Below are 23,275 nucleotides of genomic sequence, written 5' to 3' on the forward strand. Positions count from 1 at the left end.
GAGACCGATTTTGGCGGCTATCAGGGCGATTTCAACACCCGCAATGCGCTGGTCACGCTGGCGCATGACTGCCGCCGGCCCGAGCTGTTCCGGCCGCAGATATTCGCCGCAATCGAGCTTTACAGCCATGGCGATTTCGACCCCGCCCGCACCACCGGCGCCTGGGCGGGCGAGATCGGCATGGTGCAGATGCTGCCGCGCGATATCCTTGAAAACGGCGTCGACGGCGATGGCGACGGGCATGTGACCCTCAAGACCTCGGCCCCCGATGCGCTGATGTCGGGCGCGCGGATGCTGTCGCATCTGGGCTGGCGTCCGAACGAGCCCTGGCTGCAAGAGGTCACCCTCCCCGCCCGGATGGACTGGTCGCTGAGCGGGCCGGGCAAGCCGCGTAACACGGCGGACTGGCAGGCCATGGGCGTGCGCCCACGCGCGGGCGACCTAGCCGATCTGCCTGCCTCGCTGATCCTGCCGCAGGGCCACAAGGGGCCGGCCTTTCTCGCCTATCCCAATTTCGACGTCTATTTCGAATGGAACCAGAGCTTTGTCTATGTGCTGACGGCGGCCTATTTCGGCACAAGGCTGGAGGGCGGGCAGGTCTATGACGCCGGCAATCCCGCGCCCGGGCTGGACGGCGCGGGAATGAAAGCGCTGCAACAGAAGTTGCAGGCGCGCGGCCATGACGTGGGCAAGATCGACGGTATCCTGGGCGCAGGCACACGCGCAGCCGTACAGGCCGAACAGGCCCGGCTGGGCCTGCCCGCCGACGCCTGGCCCACGGCAGAGCTGCTCAACCTGTTGTGAGGGCCCGCCTCACTCTGGCCGGACCGGATACCGCTCGCCCGCTTCGGTGATCAGCAGCAGCCGGGTGCCGTTCAGGACGTAGAGGTCACAGCGGCTGAGGCCGTTGCGGAACAGAGTGCAGATGCTGCCATCCTCGGCGATGTGATAGGTCCCGAACGCAGTTCCGCCACCATTGGCCGGGGAATAGGTGTAGGAAAACGAGCCCCCCGCAGAATAGGTCGAGCGGCCATCGTCGTAGAAGGTCAGCGTGCGCCCGGCCAGCGCCTGTAGCTCCGCAGCATTCAGGGGGCGGTCACCCTCTTTCAGGCGCCATTCGGTGGCCATCAACGGGGTCGTGAAAAGGGTGCAGGCAAGGGCAAGGCGCAGGATCATGGGTCAAACCTAGTCCGGCAGCCCCTGCGCCCCCAGTCACGTTGCGGTGAGGCGGATCAGGCGACCAGCGCCTCGGCCTTCTTGAGGTCGACCGAGACCAGCTGGCTGACGCCCTTCTCCTGCATGGTGACGCCGAACAGCCGGTCCATCCGCGCCATGGTCACCGCGTGGTGGGTGATGATCAGGAACCGCGTGTCTGTCTGGCGGCACATCTCGTCCAGCAGATCGCAGAACCGGGTCACGTTGGCATCGTCAAGCGGCGCGTCGACCTCGTCGAGCACGCAGATCGGCGCCGGGTTGGCCAGGAAGACCGCAAAGATCAGCGCCATAGCGGTCAGCGTCTGCTCGCCCCCCGACAAGAGCGACAGGGTCGACAGTTTCTTGCCCGGCGGCTGGCACATGATCTCCAGCCCCGCATCCAGCGGATCGTCGCTTTCGACCATGACCAGATTGGCCTCGCCGCCGCCAAACAGGTGGCGGAACAGCATGGCAAAGTTCGAATTGACCTGCTCAAATGCAGTGAGCAAGCGCTCGCGCCCCTCGCGGTTGAGGCTGGCGATGCCGCTGCGCAAGGTCTTGACCGCCTCTTCCAGATCGCCCTTTTCCTTGGACAGCGAGTCGAATTCTTCCTGCACCTCGCGCGCGTCCTCTTCGGCGCGCAGGTTGACCGCGCCCATGGCGTCGCGCTGGCGTTTGTGACGGTTGACCTCGGCCTCAAGCGCGTCACTGTCGGGCATGGCGTCCGGCTCAACCGCCAGCTTCGCCAACAGCTGGTTCGGGGTCAGTTGCTGTTCCTCGGCGATGCGTTCGGCGGCGGCCTGCATGGTCTCGCGGGCGGCCTCGGCCCGGGCCTCGGCGGCTGCCCGGCCCTCGCGGGCCTCGGACGCCAGACGCGCCGCCTCGCGCTCGGCCAGGGCCGCCTCGCGGTGTTTCGTCTCGCCTGAGGCGAGCCGATCCGCGGCCTCGGCCCTGCGAGCCTCGGCCGTTTCAGTTTGCTCCGCCAGGTCCTCACGCGCTTCGGCAATCTCGCCGGGCACCTGCATCGCTTCGGTCAGTTCTTCCTCCGAGGCGACCTTGCGTTCTTCCAGCTCGGCAATGCGCTTGCCCGCGGTTTCCAACCGGTGGCGCCAGCCGCTGAGGTCCTTGGTGACCTCCTGGCTGCGCTTGGTGCGGGCCTCGCCCTCGCGGCGCACCTCGTCATGGGTCGAGCGGTGGGTCAGCATGGTGATCCGCGCCGCCTCGACCGTGTGGCGGATATCCTCGACCGAAGCGCGGGCGGTGTCGAGATCGCCCAGATCAGCCAGCCCGGCCTCAGCCTCGCGCAGCTGCGCGCGGGCGGCCATCGCGTCTTCCTTGTGGCGGGTGACGGCCAGGCCCAACGTTTCCAAACGCCCCTGGGCCAGGTTGCGCTCGGCCTCGGCCCGGCTTTGGGCGCGGGCGGCATCGGCCATGCGCTGATCGGCGGCACGGCGGGCCTCACGGGCCTGACGGTCGGCCTCGGTCACCTCGCGCAGGCGCTGCGACAGGCGGTCATGGGCGGCGCGCGCGCCTTCGGCCCGAGCGCTGACCTGGGCCAGTTCCTGCTTCAACGCCTCCAACCGGTTGAGCTGTTCCAGCCGCATCGCCGCCGCGCTGGGGGCGTCCTGCGCCCAAGCGCGGAACCCGTCCCAGCGCCACAGATCGCCCTCGAGACTGACCAGCCGCTGACCGGGTTTCAGAGCCGCTTGCAGGCGGGCGCCGGTGGCGATATCGACCAGACCGATCTGCGCGATGCGGCGGCTCAGCCGGTCGGGCCCGGACACATGCCGCGCCAGCGGGTCGGCGCCTTCGGGCAGCGGTTGGCCCTGCGTGTAATCGGGCAGGTCAAGCCAGCCCGAGGGCCCCTCGCCCTCGACCAGCGGTGCGCGCAGGTCATCGGCCAGCGCCGCGCCCAGCGCCTTTTCATAGCCCGGCTCAACCCGCATCAGGTCGAGCACATGCCCGCCCTCGGCGGTGTCACGCTCGACCAGCTTGGCCAGCGCGCCGGTTTCGGCGCGGATGGCACCCAGCTCGCCCTCCGCCTCGGACAGCTGCGCGCGGGCCTCGGCCTCGCGCGCCTGGGTCTCGCCACGCAGCTCGTCAGCGGCGGCCAGCGCCTCTTCGGCGGCCTCGGCGGCTTCGACAGCCTCTTCGGCAGCACTCTCGGCGCTCTCATAGGCCTCGCCTGCGCGCTCCAGCGCCGCGTGGGCCTCCGCGACCGCGCCCTGGGCGCGGGTCTCCTCGGCCTCGGAGCGGGCCAGTGTCTTGCGGCTGTCCTCGACCAGGCGCTGCGCCGACTGGTGGCGGGCGGCCAGTCGCGCCACATCCTCGGTCACCTGGCTCAGATGATCCTCGCGCTCTTGCAGGACAGCGGCCGCCTCGCGGGCCAGTTCCGCCGCCTCGGCCAGCCGGTCGGCATGGCCGGCCCCGGCCTTGGACAGTTCGCGCGCCTCCCATTCCAACCGCTCGATCGTGTCGCCCGCGTCGCGGTTCAGCCCGGTCTCTCGCTCGATATCGCGGCCCAGCTGGGCGATGCGCGCGGTCAGAACCTCGATCTGCTGGCGGGCGCGCTGCTCCTGATCGTTGAGCGTGTCGCGCTGCACATGCATGCGCTGGAGCACGGCACCGGCGATCGCCTCTTCCTCACGCAAGGGGGGCAGCGCCGCCTCGGTCTCGGCGCGCAGCGCTTCGGCCTGACGCGCGGCCGCCTCGGCACGAGAGGCATCGAGGGTGCGGTGACGCAACACTTCTTCGGCCTTCGCGCGCGCCTCGTCGGCATCGCGCCAGCGGCGATAGAGCAGCTGCCCTTCGGCCAGCCGCAGCTGTTCCCCGATCTCGCGATAGCGCGCCGCCTGCCGGGCCTGCCGCGCCAGTTGCGCCAGCTGGGTGCCCAGCTGTTCCAGCACATCGTCAACGCGGGTCAGGTTGGTCTCGGTGCCTTTCAGCTTCAGCTCGGCCTCGTGCCGCCGCTGATAGAGGCCCGAAATCCCCGCCGCCTCTTCCAGGATGCGGCGGCGCGATGTGGGTTTGGCGTTGATCAGCTCGGCGATCTGACCCTGCCGCACCAGCGCCGGGGAATGCGCCCCGGTCGAGGCATCGGCAAACAGGATCTGGATGTCACGGGCGCGCACATCCTTGCCATTGGCCTTGTAGGCGCTGCCCACATCGCGGGTGATGCGGCGCACGATTTCCAACTGGTCGGCATCGTTGAACCCCGAGGGCGCCAACCGCTCGGAGTTGTCCAGCAATAGTGTGACCTCGGCAAAGTTACGCGCCGGGCGCGAGGAGGCACCCGCAAAGATCACGTCCTCCATGCCGCCGCCGCGCATCGCCTTGGGGCGGTTCTCGCCCATCACCCAGCGCAGCGCCTCGAGCAGGTTGGACTTGCCGCAGCCATTGGGGCCCACAATACCGGTCAGCCCGTCCGCGATGATCAGATCGGTCGGGTCAACAAAGCTTTTGAAGCCGGTCAGTTTGAGCCTGTTGAAACGCAAGTGCGGGCGGCTTTCGGTGATTCCAGTGTCCCGACAGCCTGCCCGGGCCGCTTGCCGCCTGTCAACGCCTCACCCCCATCATCTGGAGGGCTGGGCAGAGTTATCCCCAATATATGGCGATCTCCGGCCTAATAGGGCGTGCATTCGAAATCGGTATACTCGGTGTCACCGCTGGTCCAGCTGTCCACCTCGAAACAGTCGAACCGCAACATCGTCGCGGGCAGCGCCCAGTTGGCCGGGCGCCCGTCGCAGCTGAGGACGCCGGTCGCCACAGCCTGATCGCCCAGCACACCAACCACCCGGCAGCCCGAGACCTGCGCCATGGCAAAGCCGGCCCGCTCGCGGATCGGGCCAAAGCGGGGGGCGTATTGCGGGTTGACGCGGATCGCCTCGGCCAGATTGCCGCGCACCCGCACGTCGAACACGCTGCCGCCCACATCGACACGGGTCGCAGGCAGGCCCCGGAACTCTCGCCCGGGGCCGCCGCAACCGGCCAGCAACACGATGAGAGAGAGCAGGCGGAGCATGGCCGCACTCTGCATCATTTCCGGTTAACAGAGGGTTTCACCCGGTGCGCAACAACTTGCCCAGCCGGGCCATCCCCTCTTCGATCATCTCCTCGGAGGCGCAGGAGAAGCTGAGGCGCAGCGTATTGGCGCCCGACCCATCGGCAAAGAACGCGCGCCCGGGCACAAAGGCCACCCGTACCGTGTCCAGCGACCGGGCCAGCAGCGCGGCCCCGTCCATGCCCAGGGGCAGGGTCAACCAGACGAACATGCCGCCCTCGGGGCGGGTCCAGTCGACGCCCTCGGGCATGTGTCGGGCCAGCGCCGCCAGCATCGCGTCGCGGCGGCGGCGATAGGTGGCGCGCAGGCTGGCGACATGGCTGTCGAACAGGGTTTCGGCCACCCGATGAATGGCGATCTGGTTGATGGTCGAGGAATGCAGGTCGGCGGCCTGTTTCATCAGCACCAACTGCCGGATCACCGCCTGCGGCGCCACCACCCACCCCACGCGAAGGCCGGGCGAAAGCGTCTTGGAGAAGGACCCGCAATAGAGCGTCCGGCAGGCTTCGATAGAACCCTTGCGCGCAATCTCAAGCGCCAGGATCGGCGGCACCGGCGCACCATCATAGCGCAGCGCCTGATAGGCCGCGTCCTCGATCACCGCGCAGTCCAGCGTCTCTGCCAAGTCCAGCAGCCGTTCGCGCCCGGCCTTATCCACCGTTTCGCCCGTCGGGTTGGCGAAATCGGCCGAGAGATAGGCCATCTTGACCCGTCCACCGGCAGCCTCGGCCGAGGCGCGGTAATCTTCGGGCGCGCGGTTGGTGTTGATGTGCAGCCGATCATAGGCCGGTTCATAGGCGTTGAACGCCGCCAGCGCGCCCAGATAGGTGGGCCAGCCCACCAGCGCGGTATCGCCGGGCGACAGGAACAGCTTGCCCAGATAATCGAGCGCCTGCTGCGAACCCGAGGTGACCAGGATGTTGTCGGCGCCGCAGGGCACGCCCAGCGTACCCATATGATCGGCCAGCCAGCGGCGCAGCGGCAGGTACCCCTCGCTCACCGAGTATTGCAGCGCCTGCGCCTGGTGTGCAGGTGTCAGCGCCTCGGCAAAGGCATTTGCAAAGGCCTCGGCCGGGAACAGCGCCGGATCGGGGATTCCTCCGGCAAAGGACAGGATATCGGGCTGGTCGAGCAGTTTCAGCAACTCGCGGATTTCCGATGCCTTCAGCCGCCCCGCCCGCGTGGCAAAGATTTCTTCCAGACTCATACCCCGGTCCTCCCTGTGATCAGCGCGAGACTAGAAAGCGGGAAATTTAAGTCAACAATTCTGACCAATGTTACAGAGGACGTGAACGCGCCCTGTTGCGTCCCGCCGCGCCCGGTCATATGTTTTGACCACATTCAGAGGCCCCGCCCGCATATGCCATTCCAGAAAGTCCAACCCGAAAAACTGTCGACCTCGGTCGTGCGCCAGATCGAGATGCTGATCCTGCAAGGTATCCTGCGCCCCGGCGAACGGCTGCCCGCCGAACGTGACCTGGCCGAGCGGCTGGGCGTGTCGCGACCCTCGCTGCGCGACGCGGTGGCCGAATTGCAGGAACAAGGTCTGCTGGTGTCGCGCGCGGGTTCGGGCATCTTTGTGGCCGAGGTTCTGGGCAATGCCTTCTCGCCCGCGCTGACCCGACTGTTCGCCTCGCATGAAGAGGCGATGTTCGACTATCTCTCGTTCCGCCGCGATATCGAGGGGCTGGCCGCCGAACGCGCGGCGCGGCTAGGCTCGGAAAGCGACCTCAAGGTGATCCAGGCAATCTTTGACAAGATGGTCGAGGCGCATAAACGCGGAAGGAGCGAGGACGAGGCCCGGTTGGATGCCGAGTTTCACATGGCGATCATCGAGGCCAGCCACAACGTGGTGATGCTGCATATGCTGCGCTCGATGTTCGACCTGCTGCGGCAGGGCGTGTTCTATAACCGCAAGATCATGTTCCACCAGCGTACCACGCGCGAGGCGATCCTGGACCAGCACCGCGCCATCAACGCAGCCTTGCAAGAGCGCGACCCGGCAGGTGCCCGCGCCGCCGTGTCCGACCATCTGAGCTATGTCGAGCAATGTCTGGCCGATCAGGAAAAGGCCGAACGCAACGAGGCCATCGCCCGGCAACGGCTGGAACATGAGGCCGGGCGTAGCTGAACTGCGCCCCGACAACTACCCTGACAACATCTTTGGAAACGAAAAACCCGACCATCGGCCGGGTTTTCCAGATCGGTATATGCTGTTGACGTCAGTGCAGCTTGGCACCCGCATCGGCAATGCCGGCATCGATCAGCTTGTTGGCCTCGGTCGCAGTCATGCTGCTGGCGATCACATCGCCGGCAGCGGCAACCGCGATAGCGATGGCCCGGTCGCGCACGTCCTTGACCGCTGCCGCCTCGGCCGAGGCGATCTGGTCCTGGGCGGCGGCCAAACGGCGGGCGATCGACGCCTGCAGATCCACCTTCGCCTGCTCCGCTGCACGCTCTGCTTCGTCCTTGGCCGCAGCCACGATGGCATCGGCCTGGCCCTGCATTTCCTTCTGCTTGCGCTCGAAGGAGGCCAAGAGGCTTTGCGCTTCTTCACGCAGCTTACGTGCTTCGTCCAGGTCCGACTGGATGCCTTCGGCGCGCTTGTCCAGCGCCCCGCCGATCATCGACGGCACTTTGAAGTAGAACAGGACCGCGACAAAGACGAGGAACGCAATGGTCACCACGAAATCGGTGTTCTTCAGCGAGAAGAACGGGCCGCTCGCTGCAAGTGCCGGGCTGGCGATACCAGCGATCAGGACAAGGCTCAGGACAGGGACGAGAATGTTACGCATGTCTCTTATCCTTTCATCCGCTGCTCGACGGCACCGGCAACAGAGGCCACGTCGGCCTTGCCACCCAGCGCATCGACCAGTGCCTCGGCGGTATCCTTGGCAACCGCTTCGATACTTTCCAGCGCACCGGCACGGATACCGGCAATCACCTTCTCCGATTCAGCGGCCTTGGCGGCAATCTCGGCATCGGCCTTGGCGATGGCGTCGTTCAGGCCTGCCTGAATTTCGGCACGGGCCTCGGCGGCGATACGCTGTGCCTCGGCGCGGGCATCGGCAAGCGCCTTGATATAGGCTTCTTCCGCTGCGGCGGCCTTGGCTTTCAGGTCTTCTGCAGCGGCGAGGTCGTTTGTGATGGTCCCCTGACGCTCGGCCAAGATCGCCGCGATACGCGGCAGGGCCACGCGCGACAGGACCAGAAAGACGACGACCAGCGTGATGACAAGCCAGAAGATCTGGTTCGGGAACCAGTCGAAACACAGCTGCGGCATGCCGATGGCAGAGCCATGGGAATCGACGCAGGTGCTGACAGCTCCGGTTGTTTCAGTCGCCATGTTGTCCTCCGTCGGAACGTTGTCTTTACAACAGGTGGGCCGCTATGGCCTGGGCCCACCTGCGCGTAAGGATCAGGTTCCGCGAATTAGACGGCGAACATCAGCAGCAGAGCGACGAGGAACGCGAAGATCCCCAGGGCTTCTGCGAATGCGATGCCGATGAACAGGGTCGCGGTTTGCGACGCGGCGGCCGAGGGGTTGCGCAGGGCGCCGGCCAGGAAGTTGCCGGCCACGTTGCCCACACCGATTGCGGCTGCGCCGGAACCGATTGCTGCCAGGCCTGCGCCGATATGTGCGAGATCGCCTTCCATGATGTGTCTCCTTACGATTGGAAGTTGAATGTCAGGGTGTTGGATACACAGGGCGGGCACGGGCCCGCCGCTGAGATTAGTGATGCGGGTGCAGCGCGTCCTTGAGGTAGACGCAGGTCAGGATGGTGAACACATAGGCCTGGATAAAGGCCACCAGCACCTCGAGACCGTACATGGCGGTGATCGCCAGAACCGAAACCGGGCTGATCGCGGCGATGGCAGCAAAGCCTGCGAAAACCTTGATCACCGCGTGGCCTGCCATGACGTTGCCGGCAAGACGGATGGAGTGGCTGACGGGGCGCACGAAGTAGGAAATCAGTTCGATGATCGCCAGAATCGGGCGCAAGGCCAGCGGCGCGCTCGACACCCAGAACAGGCTCAGGAACCCGGCGCCGTTCTTAACGAAGCCCAGGATGGTCACGGTCAGGAACACCGCCAGCGCCAGCACCATGGTCACCGCGAAATGCGAGGTGGTGGTGAACGACTTGGGCAGCAGGCCCAGGAAGTTGGCGGTCACGATGAACATGAACAGGGTCATGACATAGGGGAAATATTTCACCCCGTCCTTGCCGCAGATGTCCTCGACCATCTTGTAGATGAAACCATAGGCCAGTTCCGCGATCGACTGCATGCGGCCCGGAACGATGGCGCGCTTCGAGGTGCTCAGCACCAAGAGACCGATGATCGCCAGCACCGCCAGACCCATCCACAGGGTCGAGTTGGTGATGGTGAACATGCCCACCGCGCCGTCGCCAAACAGCGGCTTGACGATGAACTGATCCATCGGGTGGAAGACCAGGCTACCACCCTCTGCTGCCTTGTCTGCGGCCTGTGCTTCGCTTGCCACGTCTAGTCCCTCTCGTCTCTCTCGACCGCTGCCTGCGCGGCTTCGGCCTCTGTCTTCGCCTGGATCTCGCGCGCGCTGCGGAGCATGACATTCACCCCGGCGCCAAGACCCAGCAATGTGAACAGCACCAGGAATATCGGGATCGTCCCGAACAGGCTGTCCAGCCCGTACCCGATGCCAAAACCGATCCCCAGACCGGAAACCATCTCGATCACCATTCGCCAGGCCAATTCGCCTTGGGCATGGCTTGCATCCGCGCGTTTGGTGCCGGTTTCGCGGGCCTTCTTGGCCGCTTCGATCCGCGCCTCAAGCTGCGTCAATCGCTGCTTTTGGTCGTCTTCGGTCACGGGCGGCACCCCTACGCAGTCTTGGGCATGTGCTAAGGGGGCCGGGGCACAGAGTCAACGCCTCTGTCACCTCAGCAATTCCAAACCCAACCCATTGAAATAAAAATGCATTTATCACCCTCCAAAACAGGGTGCAAATGCGCCGCAGGCAAGTCCGGGACCAAAACCGCCAGAAATGTATATTCAACCAAACGGTTGACGATCCACGCCGCATATGGTTCTGCCAGATCATGTCAGACCCGCTCGACGATGTCTTTTCGGCGCTTGCCGACCCCACAAGGCGCGCGATCCTCGCGATGCTGCTCGAGGATGACATGGCCGTGACCGATGTGGCCGAACCGTTCGAGATGTCGCTTGCGGCGGTGTCAAAGCATCTGACCATCCTCACCCGCGCCGGGCTGATCACGCAAGAAAAACGCGGCCGGGTGAAATGGTGCAAGCTGGAACCAGACGCGCTGCGGCAGGCCTCGGTCTGGATGCAGGGGTTCGGTCAGTTCGAGCCGGTCAATCTGGATGCGTTCGAGCGCTTTCTTGCGACGGAACTGGGCGAAGACGCCCAACCGGGCGGATGAGCCGCCCGGCTATCCCCGCCGCGTCGGTGTTTCCAACAGCATGACCAGCGCCACCACCGTCATAGCGATCCCCACCAGCACCAGTCCGCCCGGCGCGCCATTGCCCAGCGCGATCTCCCAGCAGATCACCCAGGTCGGGGTCAGGTAGGTATAGGCCATCACCTTGGCCGAGGGCAGTCGCAGGGTGGCGAATTGCAGCAGCACAAATGTCATCGCGCTGGCGCAGATCGACACATACAAGAGCCCGATCCAGACGATGGGGGGCAGCGCCGCCCAATCGGTCGACCGCAGGTTCCCCCAGCCATAAAGGGTCAGCAGCAGACAGCCCGCCACCAGCATTCCCAGCGTGAACACCACCGCGGGCTCACCCCGGTTCAGCCGCCGCACCATCGGCGTATAGATCGCATGCGCCACGCAGCCCCAGAAATAGGCGATCTCACCCCGTCCGATCTGAAATGCCTTGAGCGCGGCCCAGTCGGCGCGAAAGATCACCCACAGCGCGCCTCCTGCCCCGATCGCGAGCGCCAGCGCCATGCGCGGCGTGGTGACCTGCCGCAGCAGCACCCAGCCCGCAACCGCCGACAGAACCGGGGTCAGGGTGAACACAGCCGCCGCGCTGACCGGCGGTGCCGTCTTCAGCCCCTCGAACATCAGAACGAAATAGGCGGCGAACAGCCCGCCCAGCAGCGCATAGCGCCAAGGCGCCCGTAACGCCGCGCGCGGAATGCCGGTCGTAGCCGCCGCCGCGATGCCAATCACCACCGCGGCAATCCCGAACCGCACCGCGTTCAGCGCCGCCGGAGCGATCTCGTTGGCCACCATCGAACCAAGCGAGAAGCTGCCTGCCACCAGCGCCGAAAAGCAGAGCATCGCCAGATGACCCCGCCCCTCGGGACTCAGACCTCCCATTCGCGCGCGGCCTGCTTGAGGAACTTCAGAAAGCTCTGCACCTTGGGCGTGCGATGCAGGTCGACATGGGTCACGAGCCACAGCTTGCCCGACCATTCCTCTTCTGCAGGGAGCATCTCGATCAGATCCGGGTCGCGCGCGGCGGCCCAGCGCGACACAAAGCCGATCCCGGCCCCCGCCCGCACCGCGTGCCCGGCGGAGTAGGTATCGGAACAACGAAACGAAATCGCCTCGGGCGGCACGTTCTGGCGCAGCCAGATATAGAAAGGTGCCCGGCTGTTCTCGTCATCGCTGCCGACAAACTCGTGGTTTTTCAGGTCCTCGGGTCCCTTGAGCATCCCGCGCCGCGCCACATAGCCCCGGCTGGCATAAAGCCCCACCTCCTGATCGATAAAGGGTTGCACCACGTTGTCGGGCTGGTCGGGCACCCGCCCGGCCCGGATCGCCACATGCGCCTCGCCATATTCCAGCCGGAACAGGCGCGCGCCGGTCAGATATCGCACAATCAGACCCGAATGCTTGCGCTGGAACGCCCCCAGCACTGGTACCACCAGCGGCGCCAGCGATTCCAATGAGGTTACCACCAGCTCACCCGAGACATCGTCGCCCACACCCTTGAGCCGCCCGACAAGCTGACTGAACTGATCGTCGGTCGCCTGCGCCACCCTGAGCAGGTCCAGCCCCGCCTCGGTCGGGGTATAGCCGCGCGCGTGGCGCTGGAACAGCTTGACGCCCAGCCGCGCCTCGATCGCGTCGATATGGCGGATCACGGTGGCATGATGCACACCCAGCACCTCGGCGGCACCACTGACGGTTCCCATGCGTGCCACCTGATAGGCGGTCCGCACCTCATCCCAATTCTCCATGCGGCTTAGGGCCTCAAACTGTGCAGATTTCAACAATTACCGACAGTTTTCCTGCGCTACGTTCGCCTCTGCAACACAAATCTTCCCTCGCAGGGTTTGTGCTGGCAATTTCGCGCCTCCCGCGCGACCCTGTCCAGACCCCACCAACCCGGAGGCCCCATGAAGAAGATCGGCATACTCGGCGGCGTCGGCTGGCCCTCGACCATCGACTATTACAGGGCCATTGCGCAGGGGGCCGGCCGCTTCTTTGCCGCGCGTGGCCATGGAACGCCGCTGCCGATTCCACCGATGACCATCGAATCCGTCACCCAGGCGCAGACCCGCGCCCTGCGTGGCCGCCCGGGGGACGAGGCCAGCTGGGCCGACTTCGACGCGGTCTTCCGCAACGCCCTGCTGACCCTTCAGGGGGCGGGCTGCGATTTCGCGGTGATTGCCTCGAACACGCCACATGCGCGGCTGCATGCGATCCGCCGGGGGGTCGAGATGCCGGTCCTGTCGATCTATGACGCCACCGCACGCGCCACAGCCGAAACCGGCTGCGCCCGGGCCCTGGTTCTGGGCACCTCCGTCACCATGCAGGCAGGCGACTATGCCAGCGCGCTCGCCGCAGAGGGAATCACGGCGAACCCCGCCCTGCCCTTTGAGGACATCGCCGAAATGCAGGCGCTGATCGACGAAGACCTTTACGCAGGCGTCTCGGAAAACGCGCGCCCGCGCCTGCTGGCCTTTTGCGACCGCCACGCCGAACCGGGCACCGCGATCCTGCTGGCCTGTACCGAACTGCCACTGGCCTTTCCCGACCATGTGGACGACATCACCTTTCGCGCCGGCGGGCATCTCTTCGTCAACCCCTCGGCTGCCCATGTCGCCGCCGCCCTCGACATGGCGCTGGCGGACGAGGTCTGACCCCCTGCTTCTTTCTGGTTGAAAATACTCGCGCCGCAGGCACGCGCCGTCAGGCGCGTTCGGCTCCGTCCAGCCAGGTCACCTCGCACCCGATGCGGTCGAGAAACGCCATCAGGTCCGCGCGCGCCATCGCGATTGTGCGATCATTGACCAGCGGATGCATATAGACCACCTCGGCCTCGCGCACCGCCGCATCCATCATCAGCCTGACCCCCTGCCCAACCCCGTTGATCATCGCCAGCGGGCTGACCGCACCCGGCCAGATACCCAGATTCTGCAACAGCCGGTCCGCCGAGCCAAAGGACAGGTTGCCCGCGCCCAGAACCGCGCCCAGCGCCTTCAGGTCGATCTCACGATCCTGCTCCAGCGTCACCAGATAGTTGCGCTTCTTCTTGTCGCGCAGGTACAGATTCTTGATCCGGAACGCCCGTTCTCCGGGCCGGGTCAGCTCCCCCTCGACCGCCTTGGCGTCTTCGACCGTTCTGAGCGGCACATGGGTAAACAGTCGATAGGCCAGTCCCCAGTCGTCAAGCTGGCCAAGCAGCGCGTCCGAGGAAACGGGCAATGTGTCCTGATAGGCCGAAGAGGCGTCCATGGTAGGGTTCCCTGACAAGTCAATCCACCCCTCTTGCCGCGAACCCAATTGCCTCGCAACCCATGGCGCGACCAGTTCACCGCGCGTTGCGTCGTTCGCCCACCAATGAACTCAATGAGGAAAGAATTCCAAGCCTTAGCCCAACACATCAAAATTACTGTTTGTTTGCAAACAAACAACCATGAAGATAAAGTCACGACGTTCCAACAAGCGGCTATCTTTCGGGAAAACTTCCCATCACCCCCTATGGCCAGCGGCGTCAAATACCCCTATTTCAACGCCACCCCCTCGCAACTGGCAGGACCTATCGCCCCGTGTTCGACCTTCCCGCAATGCGTGCCGGCCTCGCCGACAAGTATGACCTTGCCCCATCGCCCACACTCGCCGCAGAGATGAGCGCGGAATACGCCCGAATGGCGCGTGTGGTCACCCCCGCCGACTGGGCCATCCATGCGCCCTATGTCCGCGCCATCAACCAGCTCAAGGCCGAACGCGGCGCCGTGATCCTGGGCCACAACTACATGACGCCGGAGATTTATCACGGCATTTCCGATTTCGTCGGCGACAGCCTTCAACTGGCGATCGAAGCCACCCGCACCGATGCCGATGTGATCGTGCAATGCGGCGTGCATTTCATGGCGGAGACCTCCAAGATCCTCAGCCCCGACAAGACCGTCTTGATGCCCGATATGGAGGCGGGCTGTTCGCTGGCCGAAAGCATCACCGCCGACGGCATCGCCCAGATGCGAGCGAAATATCCCGGCGCGCCGGTTGTGTCCTATGTGAACACCACCGCCGAGGTAAAGGCCGCCTCGGATATCTGCTGCACCTCCTCCAACGCCGCCCAGATCGTGGCCGCCCTGCCCGAGCACACGATCATCATGACCCCCGACCAATACCTGGCCCAGAACGTGGCAGCCCAGGTACCGCAAAAGAACGTGGTCTGGTGGGAGGGGTCGTGCATCGTGCACGAGCAATACAGCGCCCGCGACCTGCGCGACTTCCGCGAATGGAACCCTGGCACCCGGCTGATCGCCCATCCCGAATGCCCCCCCGATGTGGTGGCCGAGGCCGATTTCTCGGGCTCGACCAGCGGCATCATCGACTATGTCACGCGGGAGATGCCACAAAAGGCGCTGCTGATCACCGAATGTTCGATGGCCTCGAACATCGCCGATGCCCTGCCCGAGGTCGATTTTGTCGGCCCCTGCAACATGTGCCCCTATATGAAGAAGATCACGTTGGAAAAGGTGCTTTATGCGCTCGATAACATGACCGGTCAGGTCGAGGTCGACCCAACCGTCGCCCAACGGGCGCGGCTGGCGGTGCAGCGGATGATCGACCTCAGCCGGCAACTGGGGGTCTGAGGCCCCGATGCAGGACCTGCGCACCGACCGCGTGGTCATCATCGGCGCCGGGCTGGCCGCGATCTATGCGGCACTGAAACTGGCGCCCCACCCGGTGCTGATGATCTCGCCCGATCCGCTGGGCCATGGCGCCAGCTCGGCCTGGGCGCAGGGCGGCGTGGCCGCCGCGATGGACCCCGCCGACACGCCCGAGGCGCATGCGCGCGACACGCTGCGCGCAGGCGCGGGAACGGTGCTGCAAGAGGTGGCCGATTACGTCACCCGGGCCGCACGCGCGCATATCCTCGACCTCACCGATCTGGGCACCACCTTCGACCGCACCCGCGACGGCGGCTATGTGATGTCGCGCGAGGCGGCGCATTCAGCCGCCCGCGTGGTGCGGGTCAAGGGCGATCAGGCCGGGGCCGAGATCATGCGCGCCCTGATCGCGGAGTTGCGGCAGACCCGGTCGGTCCAGGTCCTCGAAGGCGCCCAGGTCGCACGCCTGCTGGTCGAGGCCGGGCGGGTCACCGGCGTCTGCCTCACCTCGGCCGCGCCTGAGGGGTCGGCCCCCGTCACCCTGCACGCACCCGCCGTGCTGCTGGCGGCGGGCGGGGCGGCGGGGCTTTATGCCCAGACCACCAATCCCGCCCGCATCCGGGGTCAGGCGCTGGGCATGGCCGCCCGCGCGGGTGCGCGGATCGCCGATGCCGAATTTGTACAGTTCCACCCCACCGCCATCGCCACCGGCGCCGATCCCGCGCCCTTGGCGACCGAGGCGCTGCGCGGCGAGGGCGCGATCCTGATCGACCAGCATGGCCAGCGCTTCATGTCCGCGCTGCATCCCGACGGCGAACTGGCGCCGCGCGACGTGGTCGCCCGCGCCGTCTATCTGCAAACACAGGCGGATAATGCCCCCGCGCTGGATACCCGCGCGGCCATCGGCGCGCATCTGCCCACCCTGTTTCCCGCCGTCGCCCGCGCCTGTGCCGAGGCTGGACTTGACCCGCTCTCTGCCCCGATCCCGGTGGTGGCGGCAGCGCATTTCCATATGGGAGGCGTGGCCGCCGACCTAGATGGGAAAAGCAGCCTGCCGGGCCTCTGGGTCTGTGGCGAGGCCGCCTCGACCGGGTTGCATGGCGCCAACCGGCTGGCCTCGAACGGGCTGCTGGAGGCGCTGGTCTTTGCCCGCGCCTGCGCCCGCGACATCGCCCGGCAGGTGCGCCAGACCGTTGCGGCGCGGGTCGATATCACCTTTGCCCCCGGCGGTAATGCGCCCGATGCGCAGGCGGTTGCCGAACTCCGCCGGATCATGACCGATCATGTGGGCGTGGTCCGCGATGGTGACGGGTTGCGCCGCGCCCTGCGCGCCATCGCGCAGATCGAGGCCGCGCATCCCCCTTGCGACGCGCTTGCCAACATGACCGCCACCGCCACGATGATTGCCGCCGCCGCCCTGATGCGGCAGGAAAGCCGCGGCGCGCATTACCGCACCGATTTCCCGCAGGCCGCGCCCGGCCCCGGCCAGCGCTCGGACCTGACGCTGGAGCAGGCGCTGGCGCTGCGCAACACGCTTTGACCCAAGGACCCGCCATGACCCATGCCCCCCTGCCCGACCTGATCCTGGAACCGCTGGTGCGCGCCGCGCTGATGGAGGATCTGGGAACCTATGGCGACATCACCACCCGCACCGTGATCGCACCCGGCACCCGTTACCGCGCCCGGCTGAACGCCCGCTCCGCCGCCACCGTCTCGGGCATGCAGGTCGCCGCGCTGGCCTTCCGGCTGGTCGACCCGGCGCTGCGGGTCGACACGCTTTTGCCCGATGGCCTGACCTGCGCCGCCGGGGACACACTGATGGTGATCGAGGGCGAGGCCGCCGCGATCCTGTCGGCCGAGCGGGTGGCGCTGAACTTTGCCGGGCGGCTTTGCGGCGTCGCAACCCTGACCGCCGCGCTGGTGGCCGAAACCCACGGCACCGACGCGCGCGTCACCTGCACCCGCAAGACCACGCCGGGTCTCAGGCTGGTCGAGAAACAGGCGGTGCTGCATGGGGGCGGCTTCAACCACCGCTATTCGCTGTCCGACGCGATCCTGATAAAGGACAACCATATCGCCACCGCCGGCGGCATCCGCCCGGTCCTCGAAGCGACCCGCGCCCGCGCCTCGCATATGGTCAAAGTCGAGATCGAGGTCGACCGCCTAGACCAGTTGGAAGAGGTACTGGCAGTGGGCGGCGCCGATGCGGTACTGCTCGACAACATGGACACAGAGACACTGGCGCGGGCGGTGCGGATGGCGCGCGGGCGCCTGATCACCGAGGCCAGCGGCAATGTCGCCCTCGACACGGTCGCCGCGATCGCCGCCACCGGCGTGGACTACATCTCTTCAGGCGCGCTGACCCATTCCTATCGCACCGTCGATCTGGGCCTGGATTTCTGATCCATGCGAGGCGCTGCCTCGCGCTCCGGAGTATTTGTGGCGAAATGAAGAGACAGACTTGCCTCTTTCCTCTTGCTGAAAATATCCCGGGGGAGTCACCGCAGGTGACGGGGGCAGCGCCCCCTCTTGCCCGCGCGGCTTGACTCCCCGGCCCGATCCGCGTAATCCCGCCGCAACTGTCCGGAAGCGTCAAACCTTCCGGTCCCCGGTATTGTCCGGGGATCGCCCTCCACCAGCGTGTTACGCCCGTGGAGGCGATTGTGTATTGATCCACCGCTTCCTACCTTGGGGGCGCCACCGCAACAGGCAAAAGGAGCCGGAGAGCCATGTTTGAAAATCTGTCCGAACGCCTCTCTGGCGTCTTCGACCGCCTGACCAAGCAGGGCGCGCTGAGCGAAGAAGACGTCAAGACCGCCCTGCGCGAGGTGCGCGTCGCACTGCTCGAGGCCGACGTCTCGCTGCCGGTGGCGCGTGACTTCGTCAAGGCGGTGCAGGACAAGGCGACCGGTCAGGCGGTGACCAAATCGGTCACGCCGGGCCAGCAGGTGGTCAAGATCGTGCATGACGCGCTGGTCGACGTGCTGCGCGGCGAAGAAGACCCCGGCAAGCTGAAGATCGACAACCCGCCGGCACCGATCCTGATGGTCGGCCTTCAGGGTGGCGGCAAGACCACCACCACGGCCAAGCTGGCCAAGCGCCTGAAAGAGCGCGAGGGCAAGAAGGTGCTGATGGCCTCGCTCGACGTCTATCGCCCGGCGGCGATGGATCAGTTGGCCGTCCTGGGTGCGCAGATCGGCGTCGATACCCTGCCGATCGTGCCGGGCCAGAAACCCGTGGATATCGCCAAGCGCGCCAAGCAGCAGGCGATGATGGGCGGCTATGACGTCTACATGCTCGACACCGCCGGTCGCCTGCATATCGACCAGGTGCTGATGCAAGAGGTCGAGGATGTCCGCAACGTCGTCACCCCGCGCGAAACCCTGCTGGTGGTCGATGGCCTGACCGGCCAGGTCGCCGTCGAGGTGGCCGAGGAGTTTGACGCCAAGATCGGCATCTCGGGCGTGGTGCTGACCCGGATGGACGGCGACGGGCGCGGCGGCGCTGCTCTGTCCATGCGCGCGGTGACCGGCAAGCCGATCCGCTTTGTCGGTCTGGGCGAGAAGATGGACGCGCTCGAAACCTTCGAGCCCGAGCGTATCGCCGGCCGCATCCTGGGCATGGGCGATATCGTTGCCCTGGTCGAAAAGGCCCAGGACACCATCGAGATGGAACAGGCCGAGCGCATGATGAAGCGCATGGCCAAGGGTCAGTTCAACATGAACGACCTCAAGATGCAGCTGGAACAGATGATCCAGATGGGCGGCATGCAGGGCATGATGGGCATGCTGCCGGGCATGGGCAAGATGGCCAAGCAGATGGATGCAGCAGGCCTCGACGACCGTGTCCTGAAACAGCAGATCGCGTTGATCCAGTCGATGACCAAGCGCGAGCGTGCCAATCCCGCCCTGCTCCAGGCCAGCCGCAAGAAGCGGATCGCCGCCGGCGCCGGGATGGAGGTCAGCGATCTCAACAAGCTTCTGAAGATGCACCGCCAGATGGCGGACATGATGAAGAAGATGGGCAAGATGGGTAAGGGCGGCATGCTGAAACAGGCCATGAAGGGCATGTTCGGCAAGGCTGGCACGCCCGCCGACATGGCCGAGATGGCCAAGGGCATGGACCCCAAGGCGCTGGAGGCAGCGGCCAAGGCGATGGGCGGCAAGGGCGGTCTGCCCGGCGGCCTGCCCGGTCTGGGCGGCATGGGCCTGCCTCCGGGTCTGAGCGGGCTGGGAAAGAAGAAGTAACGTGACCCCGATCCCCACCATATCGACCGAACGGCTGACGCTGCGCGCGCCGGAGCAACGGGATTTCCCGGGCTTCGCGGCCTTCTTCGCGTCAGATCGGTCGAAATTCGTGGGCGGGCCGGTCCCTGCGGAACAAAGCTGGCGCATGCTGGCGGTCGAGCTGGGCCATTGGCAGCTGCGCGGCTATGGCCGCTGGGCGGTCGAAGAGACAGCGACTGGCCGCTTTGCCGGCATCATAGGGCTGTGGTGCCCCGAGGGCTGGCCCGAGCCGGAAATCGGCTGGGACCTGATGGACGGGTTCGAGGGCAAGGGATACGCGACCGAAGCCGCCCGCGCCGCCCGCGACTATGCCTATGACGTGCTGGGCTGGCAGACCGCGATCAGCCTGGTCGCGCCCGGCAATGATGGCTCGCGCCGCGTCGCCCAGCGTCTGGGCGCCACCCAGGACGGGCTGTTCACCCATGAACGGTTCGGCATGCTGGAGATCTGGCGCCACCCGGCCCCGTCCGAACTGTCGGATGGCGGCATGGAGGCTTATGCATGATCGACCTGCAGATCCCGACCCTGACCACCCAACGCCTGATCCTGCGCGCACCCGAGGCACGCGATTTCGATGGCGTGGCCACCTTCTTTGCCAATGGTGATCGCAGCTGGGGCTTTGGCGGCCCGCTCAGCCGCAACGAGGCCTGGCGCTGGTTCGCCTCGATGATCGGCCATTGGGTGCTGCATGGCTATGGCTTCTGGATGGCCGAGACCCGCGAGGGAGAGCCGGTCGGCTTTGTCGGCATCTGGTCGCCCGAGGGTTGGCCGGAACCGGAACTGGGCTGGGTCGTCTACCAAGGCGCCGAGGGCAAAGGATATGCCCGCGAGGCTGCCGAGGAAATCCGCCGCTACGCCTATGCTGTACTGGGCTTTGAAACGCTCAGCTCGAACATCTTTCCGGGCAATGCCCGCTCGGTTGCGCTGGCCGAACGCATGGGTGCGCGTTTCGAGCGCAGCTATGACAATGTCACGCACGGCACCGAACATGTCTATCGCCATCCCGGCCCCGACGATCTGGCAGGGGGTGTGGCATGAGCATCCCCACCCTGCACACCGACCGCCTGACCCTGCGCGCACCAAAGCTTGAGGATTTCGAGCATTGGGCCGCCTTCTTTGCCTCGCCCCGCGCGGCGCATGAACGCGGCATGATGGACCGCGCCGCCGCCTGGCGCGTCTGGGCCTCGGATGTCGGCATCTGGACCCTGCGCGGCTATGGCCCCTTTGGCGTCGAACTGCGCAACAGCGGCGCATATGTGGGCGAGGTGGGTATCTACGAACCCGACGGCTATCCGGGCCCGGAACTGGGCTGGTTCGTGACGCCTGCGGCCGAGGGCAAGGGCTATGCCGCCGAGGCCGCTCGCGCCGTTATGATCTGGGCGCGGCGCAATTTCGGCTGGAACCGGCTTACCAACATCATCGACCCGGCCAACCAGCGTTCCATCGCGCTGGGCCTGCGGCTGGGCGGGGTGATCGACCCCGACGGCATCGGCGAAGACCCGGGCGATGTGGTGATTGCACACGATCTGCGGGGGTTGGCATGACCCATACCATCCCCGTCATCGAAACCCGACGCCTGATCCTGCGCGGCCCCGAGCCCGAGGATTACCCGGATTTCAAATCAACCTTCACCAGCTATCGCGCCCGGTTCATGGGCGGGCCGCTGAACCCCTATGAGGCGTGGATGCTTTACGCCGCCGAGATCGGCCATTGGCAGATCCGCGGCTATGGCATGTGGATGATCCACGACAAGGTGACGGACGAGACCTATGGCATGGCGGGCGGCTGGAAACCTGCGAAATGGCCCGAGGCCGAGATCGCCTGGGTGATCTGGCCCGATGCCGCCGGCAAGGGCTATGCGCTCGAGGCGACCCATGCGGCGCGCAAACATTTCTACCGCAATCTCGGCTGGGAAACCGCCGTCAGCTATATCGACCCCAAGAACCTCGACTCGATCCGCCTGGCCGAGCGGCTGGGGGCCAAGAAGGACCCCGAGGCACCGACCATCGACGGCAATGACGCGGTCTATCGTCACCCCTCGCCCGCCAAGCTGGAGGGCACCCAGCTGGCACATGGGATCGACATGGAAATCGCGCATTACGCCGACCCGCTGTTCAAACCGAAAGGATGGGCCATTGACTGACACCATGCCTGATCCCGTGGCGCGCGCCGCCGAACTGCTGAAAGGCCACCGCGCCAGCATCGACCGGCTGGACGCGATCCTTGTCTACACGCTGGGCGAGCGGTTCAAACACACCCAGGCCGTGGGCAAGCTAAAGGCCGAGCACGACCTTCCCCCGTCCGATCCGGTGCGCGAGGCACAACAGATCGAGCGACTCGAAGACCTGGCGAAAGAGGCCGATCTGGACCCTGATTTCGCCAAGGCTTTCCTGAATTTCATCATTCAGGAAGTCATCCGACACCACAGGAAACACCAGGAGTGATCCTGTGGATCAACACGTATCAGCAATAACCGGCAGACAGCCGGTCACCACCAAAACACGCCGCTGGCGTGACGCCATCAAAGGAGAAACACAATGGCAATGAAAATCCGTCTGGCCCGTGGCGGCTCGAAAAAGCGTCCCTTCTACCGCATCGTGGCCGCAGACAGCCGCATGCCGCGCGACGGCCGCTTCATCGAGAAGCTGGGCACCTACAACCCGCTGCTGCCCAAAGACAGCGAAGAGCGCGTGAAAATGGATGTCGAGCGCGTGCAGTACTGGCTGAGCCAGGGCGCCCAGACCACCGATCGCGTCGCCCGCATGCTCGAAGCTGCTGGCGTCGTCGGCAAGACCGAGCGCTCGAACCCCAACAAGGCCGTGCCGGGCAAGAAAGCCAAGGAACGCGCCGAGGAGAAGGCGGCAAAGGCCGCTGCAGCAGCCGAAGCGGCAGCCGAAGAGTAAGCAGGACGCGCGTGCGGGATCAGAGCTTTTCCGACGATTTCCGCACGCAGTTCGACCTGCTGATGCGGCTCCGGCGCGATGTACGCCGGTTCTGCACCGATCCGGTGGACGAGGCAGTGCTGACGCGCTGCCTCGACACCTTTCGCCTGGCCCCCTCGGTGGGGCTGAGCGAACCCTGGCGCGTGATCCGCGTCGAAAGCAAGGCCGCCCGCGCGGCGGCGCTAGAGAATTACCAAACCGCGAACGCCGAAGCCCTCAAGGGTTATTCCGGCGATCGGGCGCAGCAGTACAGCCAGCTGAAACTGTCAGGCATGCAAGAGGCGCCGGTGCAACTGGCGGTGTTCTGCGATGATACGACGGTCAAGGGGCACGGGCTGGGCGCGGGCACCATGCCGGAAATGCGGCGCTACTCGGTCGTGTCGGCCATCACCCTGTTCTGGCTGGCGCTCAGGGCCGAGGGGCTGGGGCTGGGCTGGGTGTCGATCCTCGACCCCGACCGCCTTTGCCGCGACCTGCGCACGCCCGAGGACTGGCGGCTGATCGGATATTTCTGCATCGGTTGGCCACTAGAAAGCTCGGGCATTCCGGAACTGGAAACCGCTGGCTGGGAGGCGCGCGACCCCCGCCTGACAATTGAGACACGGTAAGCCCATGCTCCGCCCCGTCCGGCTGTTTTTCTTTGTCACGGTCGCCTTTGTCGGCGGAGTGGTATACGAACGCAATGCCCACCGCGACCGCTGTCTGGATG

Annotated in this window: 27 protein-coding genes; 15 read left to right on the forward strand and 12 right to left on the reverse strand. The window is 65.9% G+C overall.

The genetic code is table 11. The features are described from left to right. Positions 1–804, forward strand: an 804-nt coding sequence (locus tag AC2FL1_RS18235) for a lytic murein transglycosylase (protein ID WP_496877866.1), incomplete at its 5' end; no start/stop codon positions are given. A gap of 9 nt (positions 805–813) precedes the next feature. On the opposite strand, the gene AC2FL1_RS18240 is transcribed toward AC2FL1_RS18235, so the two are convergent. The 4 genes from AC2FL1_RS18240 to AC2FL1_RS18255 form a co-directional block, all read right to left on the reverse strand. Further along, entirely contained in the window at positions 814–1,128 is a 315-nt protein-coding gene (locus tag AC2FL1_RS18240) for a hypothetical protein (protein ID WP_496877867.1), read from the reverse strand. Positions 1,129–1,232: 104 nt separating this feature from the next. After that, the gene (locus AC2FL1_RS18245) at positions 1,233–4,688 is read right to left on the reverse strand and encodes a chromosome segregation SMC family protein (RefSeq protein ID WP_496877868.1); all 3,456 of its coding nucleotides are present in this window, start codon (positions 4,686–4,688) and stop codon (positions 1,233–1,235) included. A 128-nt stretch (positions 4,689–4,816) separates the two neighbouring features. Then, on the reverse strand, positions 4,817–5,215 hold the full coding sequence (locus tag AC2FL1_RS18250) for a hypothetical protein (RefSeq protein WP_496825779.1): 399 nt from the start codon (positions 5,213–5,215) through the stop codon (positions 4,817–4,819). A 37-nt stretch (positions 5,216–5,252) separates the two neighbouring features. Beyond that, positions 5,253–6,461, reverse strand: coding sequence for an aminotransferase-like domain-containing protein (locus AC2FL1_RS18255; protein WP_496877869.1), 1,209 nt, complete (start codon positions 6,459–6,461; stop codon positions 5,253–5,255). Between the two features lie 153 nt (positions 6,462–6,614). Between AC2FL1_RS18255 and AC2FL1_RS18260 the strand changes: the two genes are divergently transcribed. Next, positions 6,615–7,385 carry a FadR/GntR family transcriptional regulator gene (locus AC2FL1_RS18260; RefSeq protein ID WP_496825783.1) on the forward strand — a complete coding sequence of 257 codons (771 nt, stop codon included), beginning with the start codon at positions 6,615–6,617 and terminating at the stop codon, positions 7,383–7,385. 91 nt (positions 7,386–7,476) lie between these two features. On the opposite strand, the gene AC2FL1_RS18265 is transcribed toward AC2FL1_RS18260, so the two are convergent. The 5 genes from AC2FL1_RS18265 to AC2FL1_RS18285 form a co-directional block, all read right to left on the reverse strand. After that, entirely contained in the window at positions 7,477–8,049 is a 573-nt protein-coding gene (locus tag AC2FL1_RS18265) for a F0F1 ATP synthase subunit B (RefSeq protein WP_496877870.1), read from the reverse strand. Between the two features lie 5 nt (positions 8,050–8,054). Further along, positions 8,055–8,600 carry a F0F1 ATP synthase subunit B' gene (locus AC2FL1_RS18270; protein ID WP_496825787.1) on the reverse strand — a complete coding sequence of 182 codons (546 nt, stop codon included), beginning with the start codon at positions 8,598–8,600 and terminating at the stop codon, positions 8,055–8,057. An 86-nt stretch (positions 8,601–8,686) separates the two neighbouring features. Next, positions 8,687–8,911: a F0F1 ATP synthase subunit C gene (locus tag AC2FL1_RS18275; RefSeq protein WP_011048925.1), complete on the reverse strand. Its 225-nt coding sequence runs from the start codon at positions 8,909–8,911 to the stop codon at positions 8,687–8,689. A 76-nt stretch (positions 8,912–8,987) separates the two neighbouring features. Continuing rightward, positions 8,988–9,695, reverse strand: coding sequence for a F0F1 ATP synthase subunit A (locus AC2FL1_RS18280; RefSeq protein ID WP_235776025.1), 708 nt, complete (start codon positions 9,693–9,695; stop codon positions 8,988–8,990). 65 nt (positions 9,696–9,760) lie between these two features. Continuing rightward, positions 9,761–10,105, reverse strand: coding sequence for an AtpZ/AtpI family protein (locus tag AC2FL1_RS18285; RefSeq protein ID WP_496877871.1), 345 nt, complete (start codon positions 10,103–10,105; stop codon positions 9,761–9,763). A 230-nt stretch (positions 10,106–10,335) separates the two neighbouring features. Here AC2FL1_RS18285 and AC2FL1_RS18290 point away from each other — a divergent pair, with 230 nt between their 5' ends. Then, the gene (locus tag AC2FL1_RS18290; RefSeq protein ID WP_496877872.1) at positions 10,336–10,677 is read left to right on the forward strand and encodes an ArsR/SmtB family transcription factor; all 342 of its coding nucleotides are present in this window, start codon (positions 10,336–10,338) and stop codon (positions 10,675–10,677) included. 9 nt (positions 10,678–10,686) lie between these two features. On the opposite strand, the gene AC2FL1_RS18295 is transcribed toward AC2FL1_RS18290, so the two are convergent. Together AC2FL1_RS18295 and AC2FL1_RS18300 are read right to left on the reverse strand one after the other, a co-directional pair. Further along, the gene (locus AC2FL1_RS18295; RefSeq protein ID WP_496877873.1) at positions 10,687–11,586 is read right to left on the reverse strand and encodes a DMT family transporter; all 900 of its coding nucleotides are present in this window, start codon (positions 11,584–11,586) and stop codon (positions 10,687–10,689) included. After that, positions 11,574–12,452 (reverse strand): LysR family transcriptional regulator, encoded by an 879-nt coding sequence (locus AC2FL1_RS18300; RefSeq protein WP_496825793.1) that lies wholly within the window; start codon positions 12,450–12,452, stop codon positions 11,574–11,576. The genes AC2FL1_RS18295 and AC2FL1_RS18300 overlap by 13 nt, the downstream gene beginning before the upstream one ends. Before the next feature lie 159 nt (positions 12,453–12,611). Here AC2FL1_RS18300 and AC2FL1_RS18305 point away from each other — a divergent pair, with 159 nt between their 5' ends. Continuing rightward, the gene (locus AC2FL1_RS18305) at positions 12,612–13,358 is read left to right on the forward strand and encodes an aspartate/glutamate racemase family protein (protein WP_496877874.1); all 747 of its coding nucleotides are present in this window, start codon (positions 12,612–12,614) and stop codon (positions 13,356–13,358) included. Between the two features lie 49 nt (positions 13,359–13,407). On the opposite strand, the gene AC2FL1_RS18310 is transcribed toward AC2FL1_RS18305, so the two are convergent. Continuing rightward, positions 13,408–13,953, reverse strand: a complete 546-nt coding sequence (locus AC2FL1_RS18310) for a prolyl-tRNA synthetase associated domain-containing protein (RefSeq protein ID WP_496877875.1) — start codon at positions 13,951–13,953, stop codon at positions 13,408–13,410. 314 nt (positions 13,954–14,267) lie between these two features. Here AC2FL1_RS18310 and nadA point away from each other — a divergent pair, with 314 nt between their 5' ends. The 11 genes from nadA (at position 14,268) to bluB (ending at position 23,174) form a co-directional block, all read left to right on the forward strand. Next, positions 14,268–15,320, forward strand: coding sequence for a quinolinate synthase NadA (nadA, locus tag AC2FL1_RS18315; RefSeq protein WP_496825799.1), 1,053 nt, complete (start codon positions 14,268–14,270; stop codon positions 15,318–15,320). Positions 15,321–15,327: 7 nt separating this feature from the next. Next, positions 15,328–16,878: an L-aspartate oxidase gene (locus AC2FL1_RS18320; RefSeq protein WP_496877876.1), complete on the forward strand. Its 1,551-nt coding sequence runs from the start codon at positions 15,328–15,330 to the stop codon at positions 16,876–16,878. Positions 16,879–16,892: 14 nt separating this feature from the next. Next, positions 16,893–17,741 carry a carboxylating nicotinate-nucleotide diphosphorylase gene (nadC, locus tag AC2FL1_RS18325; protein ID WP_496825803.1) on the forward strand — a complete coding sequence of 283 codons (849 nt, stop codon included), beginning with the start codon at positions 16,893–16,895 and terminating at the stop codon, positions 17,739–17,741. 326 nt (positions 17,742–18,067) lie between these two features. Further along, positions 18,068–19,585, forward strand: a complete 1,518-nt coding sequence (gene ffh, locus AC2FL1_RS18330; RefSeq protein ID WP_496825805.1) for a signal recognition particle protein — start codon at positions 18,068–18,070, stop codon at positions 19,583–19,585. Position 19,586: 1 nt separating this feature from the next. Next, positions 19,587–20,129 carry a GNAT family N-acetyltransferase gene (locus tag AC2FL1_RS18335; protein WP_496877877.1) on the forward strand — a complete coding sequence of 181 codons (543 nt, stop codon included), beginning with the start codon at positions 19,587–19,589 and terminating at the stop codon, positions 20,127–20,129. Continuing rightward, on the forward strand, positions 20,126–20,662 hold the full coding sequence (locus AC2FL1_RS18340) for a GNAT family N-acetyltransferase (protein WP_496877878.1): 537 nt from the start codon (positions 20,126–20,128) through the stop codon (positions 20,660–20,662). Before AC2FL1_RS18335 ends, AC2FL1_RS18340 begins: the two co-directional genes overlap by 4 nt. Then, the gene (locus tag AC2FL1_RS18345; protein ID WP_496877879.1) at positions 20,659–21,168 is read left to right on the forward strand and encodes a GNAT family N-acetyltransferase; all 510 of its coding nucleotides are present in this window, start codon (positions 20,659–20,661) and stop codon (positions 21,166–21,168) included. Before AC2FL1_RS18340 ends, AC2FL1_RS18345 begins: the two co-directional genes overlap by 4 nt. Beyond that, positions 21,165–21,767 carry a GNAT family N-acetyltransferase gene (locus AC2FL1_RS18350; RefSeq protein ID WP_496825813.1) on the forward strand — a complete coding sequence of 201 codons (603 nt, stop codon included), beginning with the start codon at positions 21,165–21,167 and terminating at the stop codon, positions 21,765–21,767. Before AC2FL1_RS18345 ends, AC2FL1_RS18350 begins: the two co-directional genes overlap by 4 nt. Before the next feature lie 4 nt (positions 21,768–21,771). After that, positions 21,772–22,068 (forward strand): chorismate mutase, encoded by a 297-nt coding sequence (locus AC2FL1_RS18355; protein WP_011048942.1) that lies wholly within the window; start codon positions 21,772–21,774, stop codon positions 22,066–22,068. A gap of 93 nt (positions 22,069–22,161) precedes the next feature. Further along, positions 22,162–22,527 carry a 30S ribosomal protein S16 gene (gene rpsP / locus AC2FL1_RS18360; protein WP_234139885.1) on the forward strand — a complete coding sequence of 122 codons (366 nt, stop codon included), beginning with the start codon at positions 22,162–22,164 and terminating at the stop codon, positions 22,525–22,527. A gap of 11 nt (positions 22,528–22,538) precedes the next feature. Next, on the forward strand, positions 22,539–23,174 hold the full coding sequence (gene bluB, locus AC2FL1_RS18365) for a 5,6-dimethylbenzimidazole synthase (RefSeq protein WP_496877880.1): 636 nt from the start codon (positions 22,539–22,541) through the stop codon (positions 23,172–23,174). Positions 23,175–23,275: the final 101 nt, after the last annotated feature.

It is taken from the genome of Ruegeria sp. YKSF070, assembly GCF_059612725.1.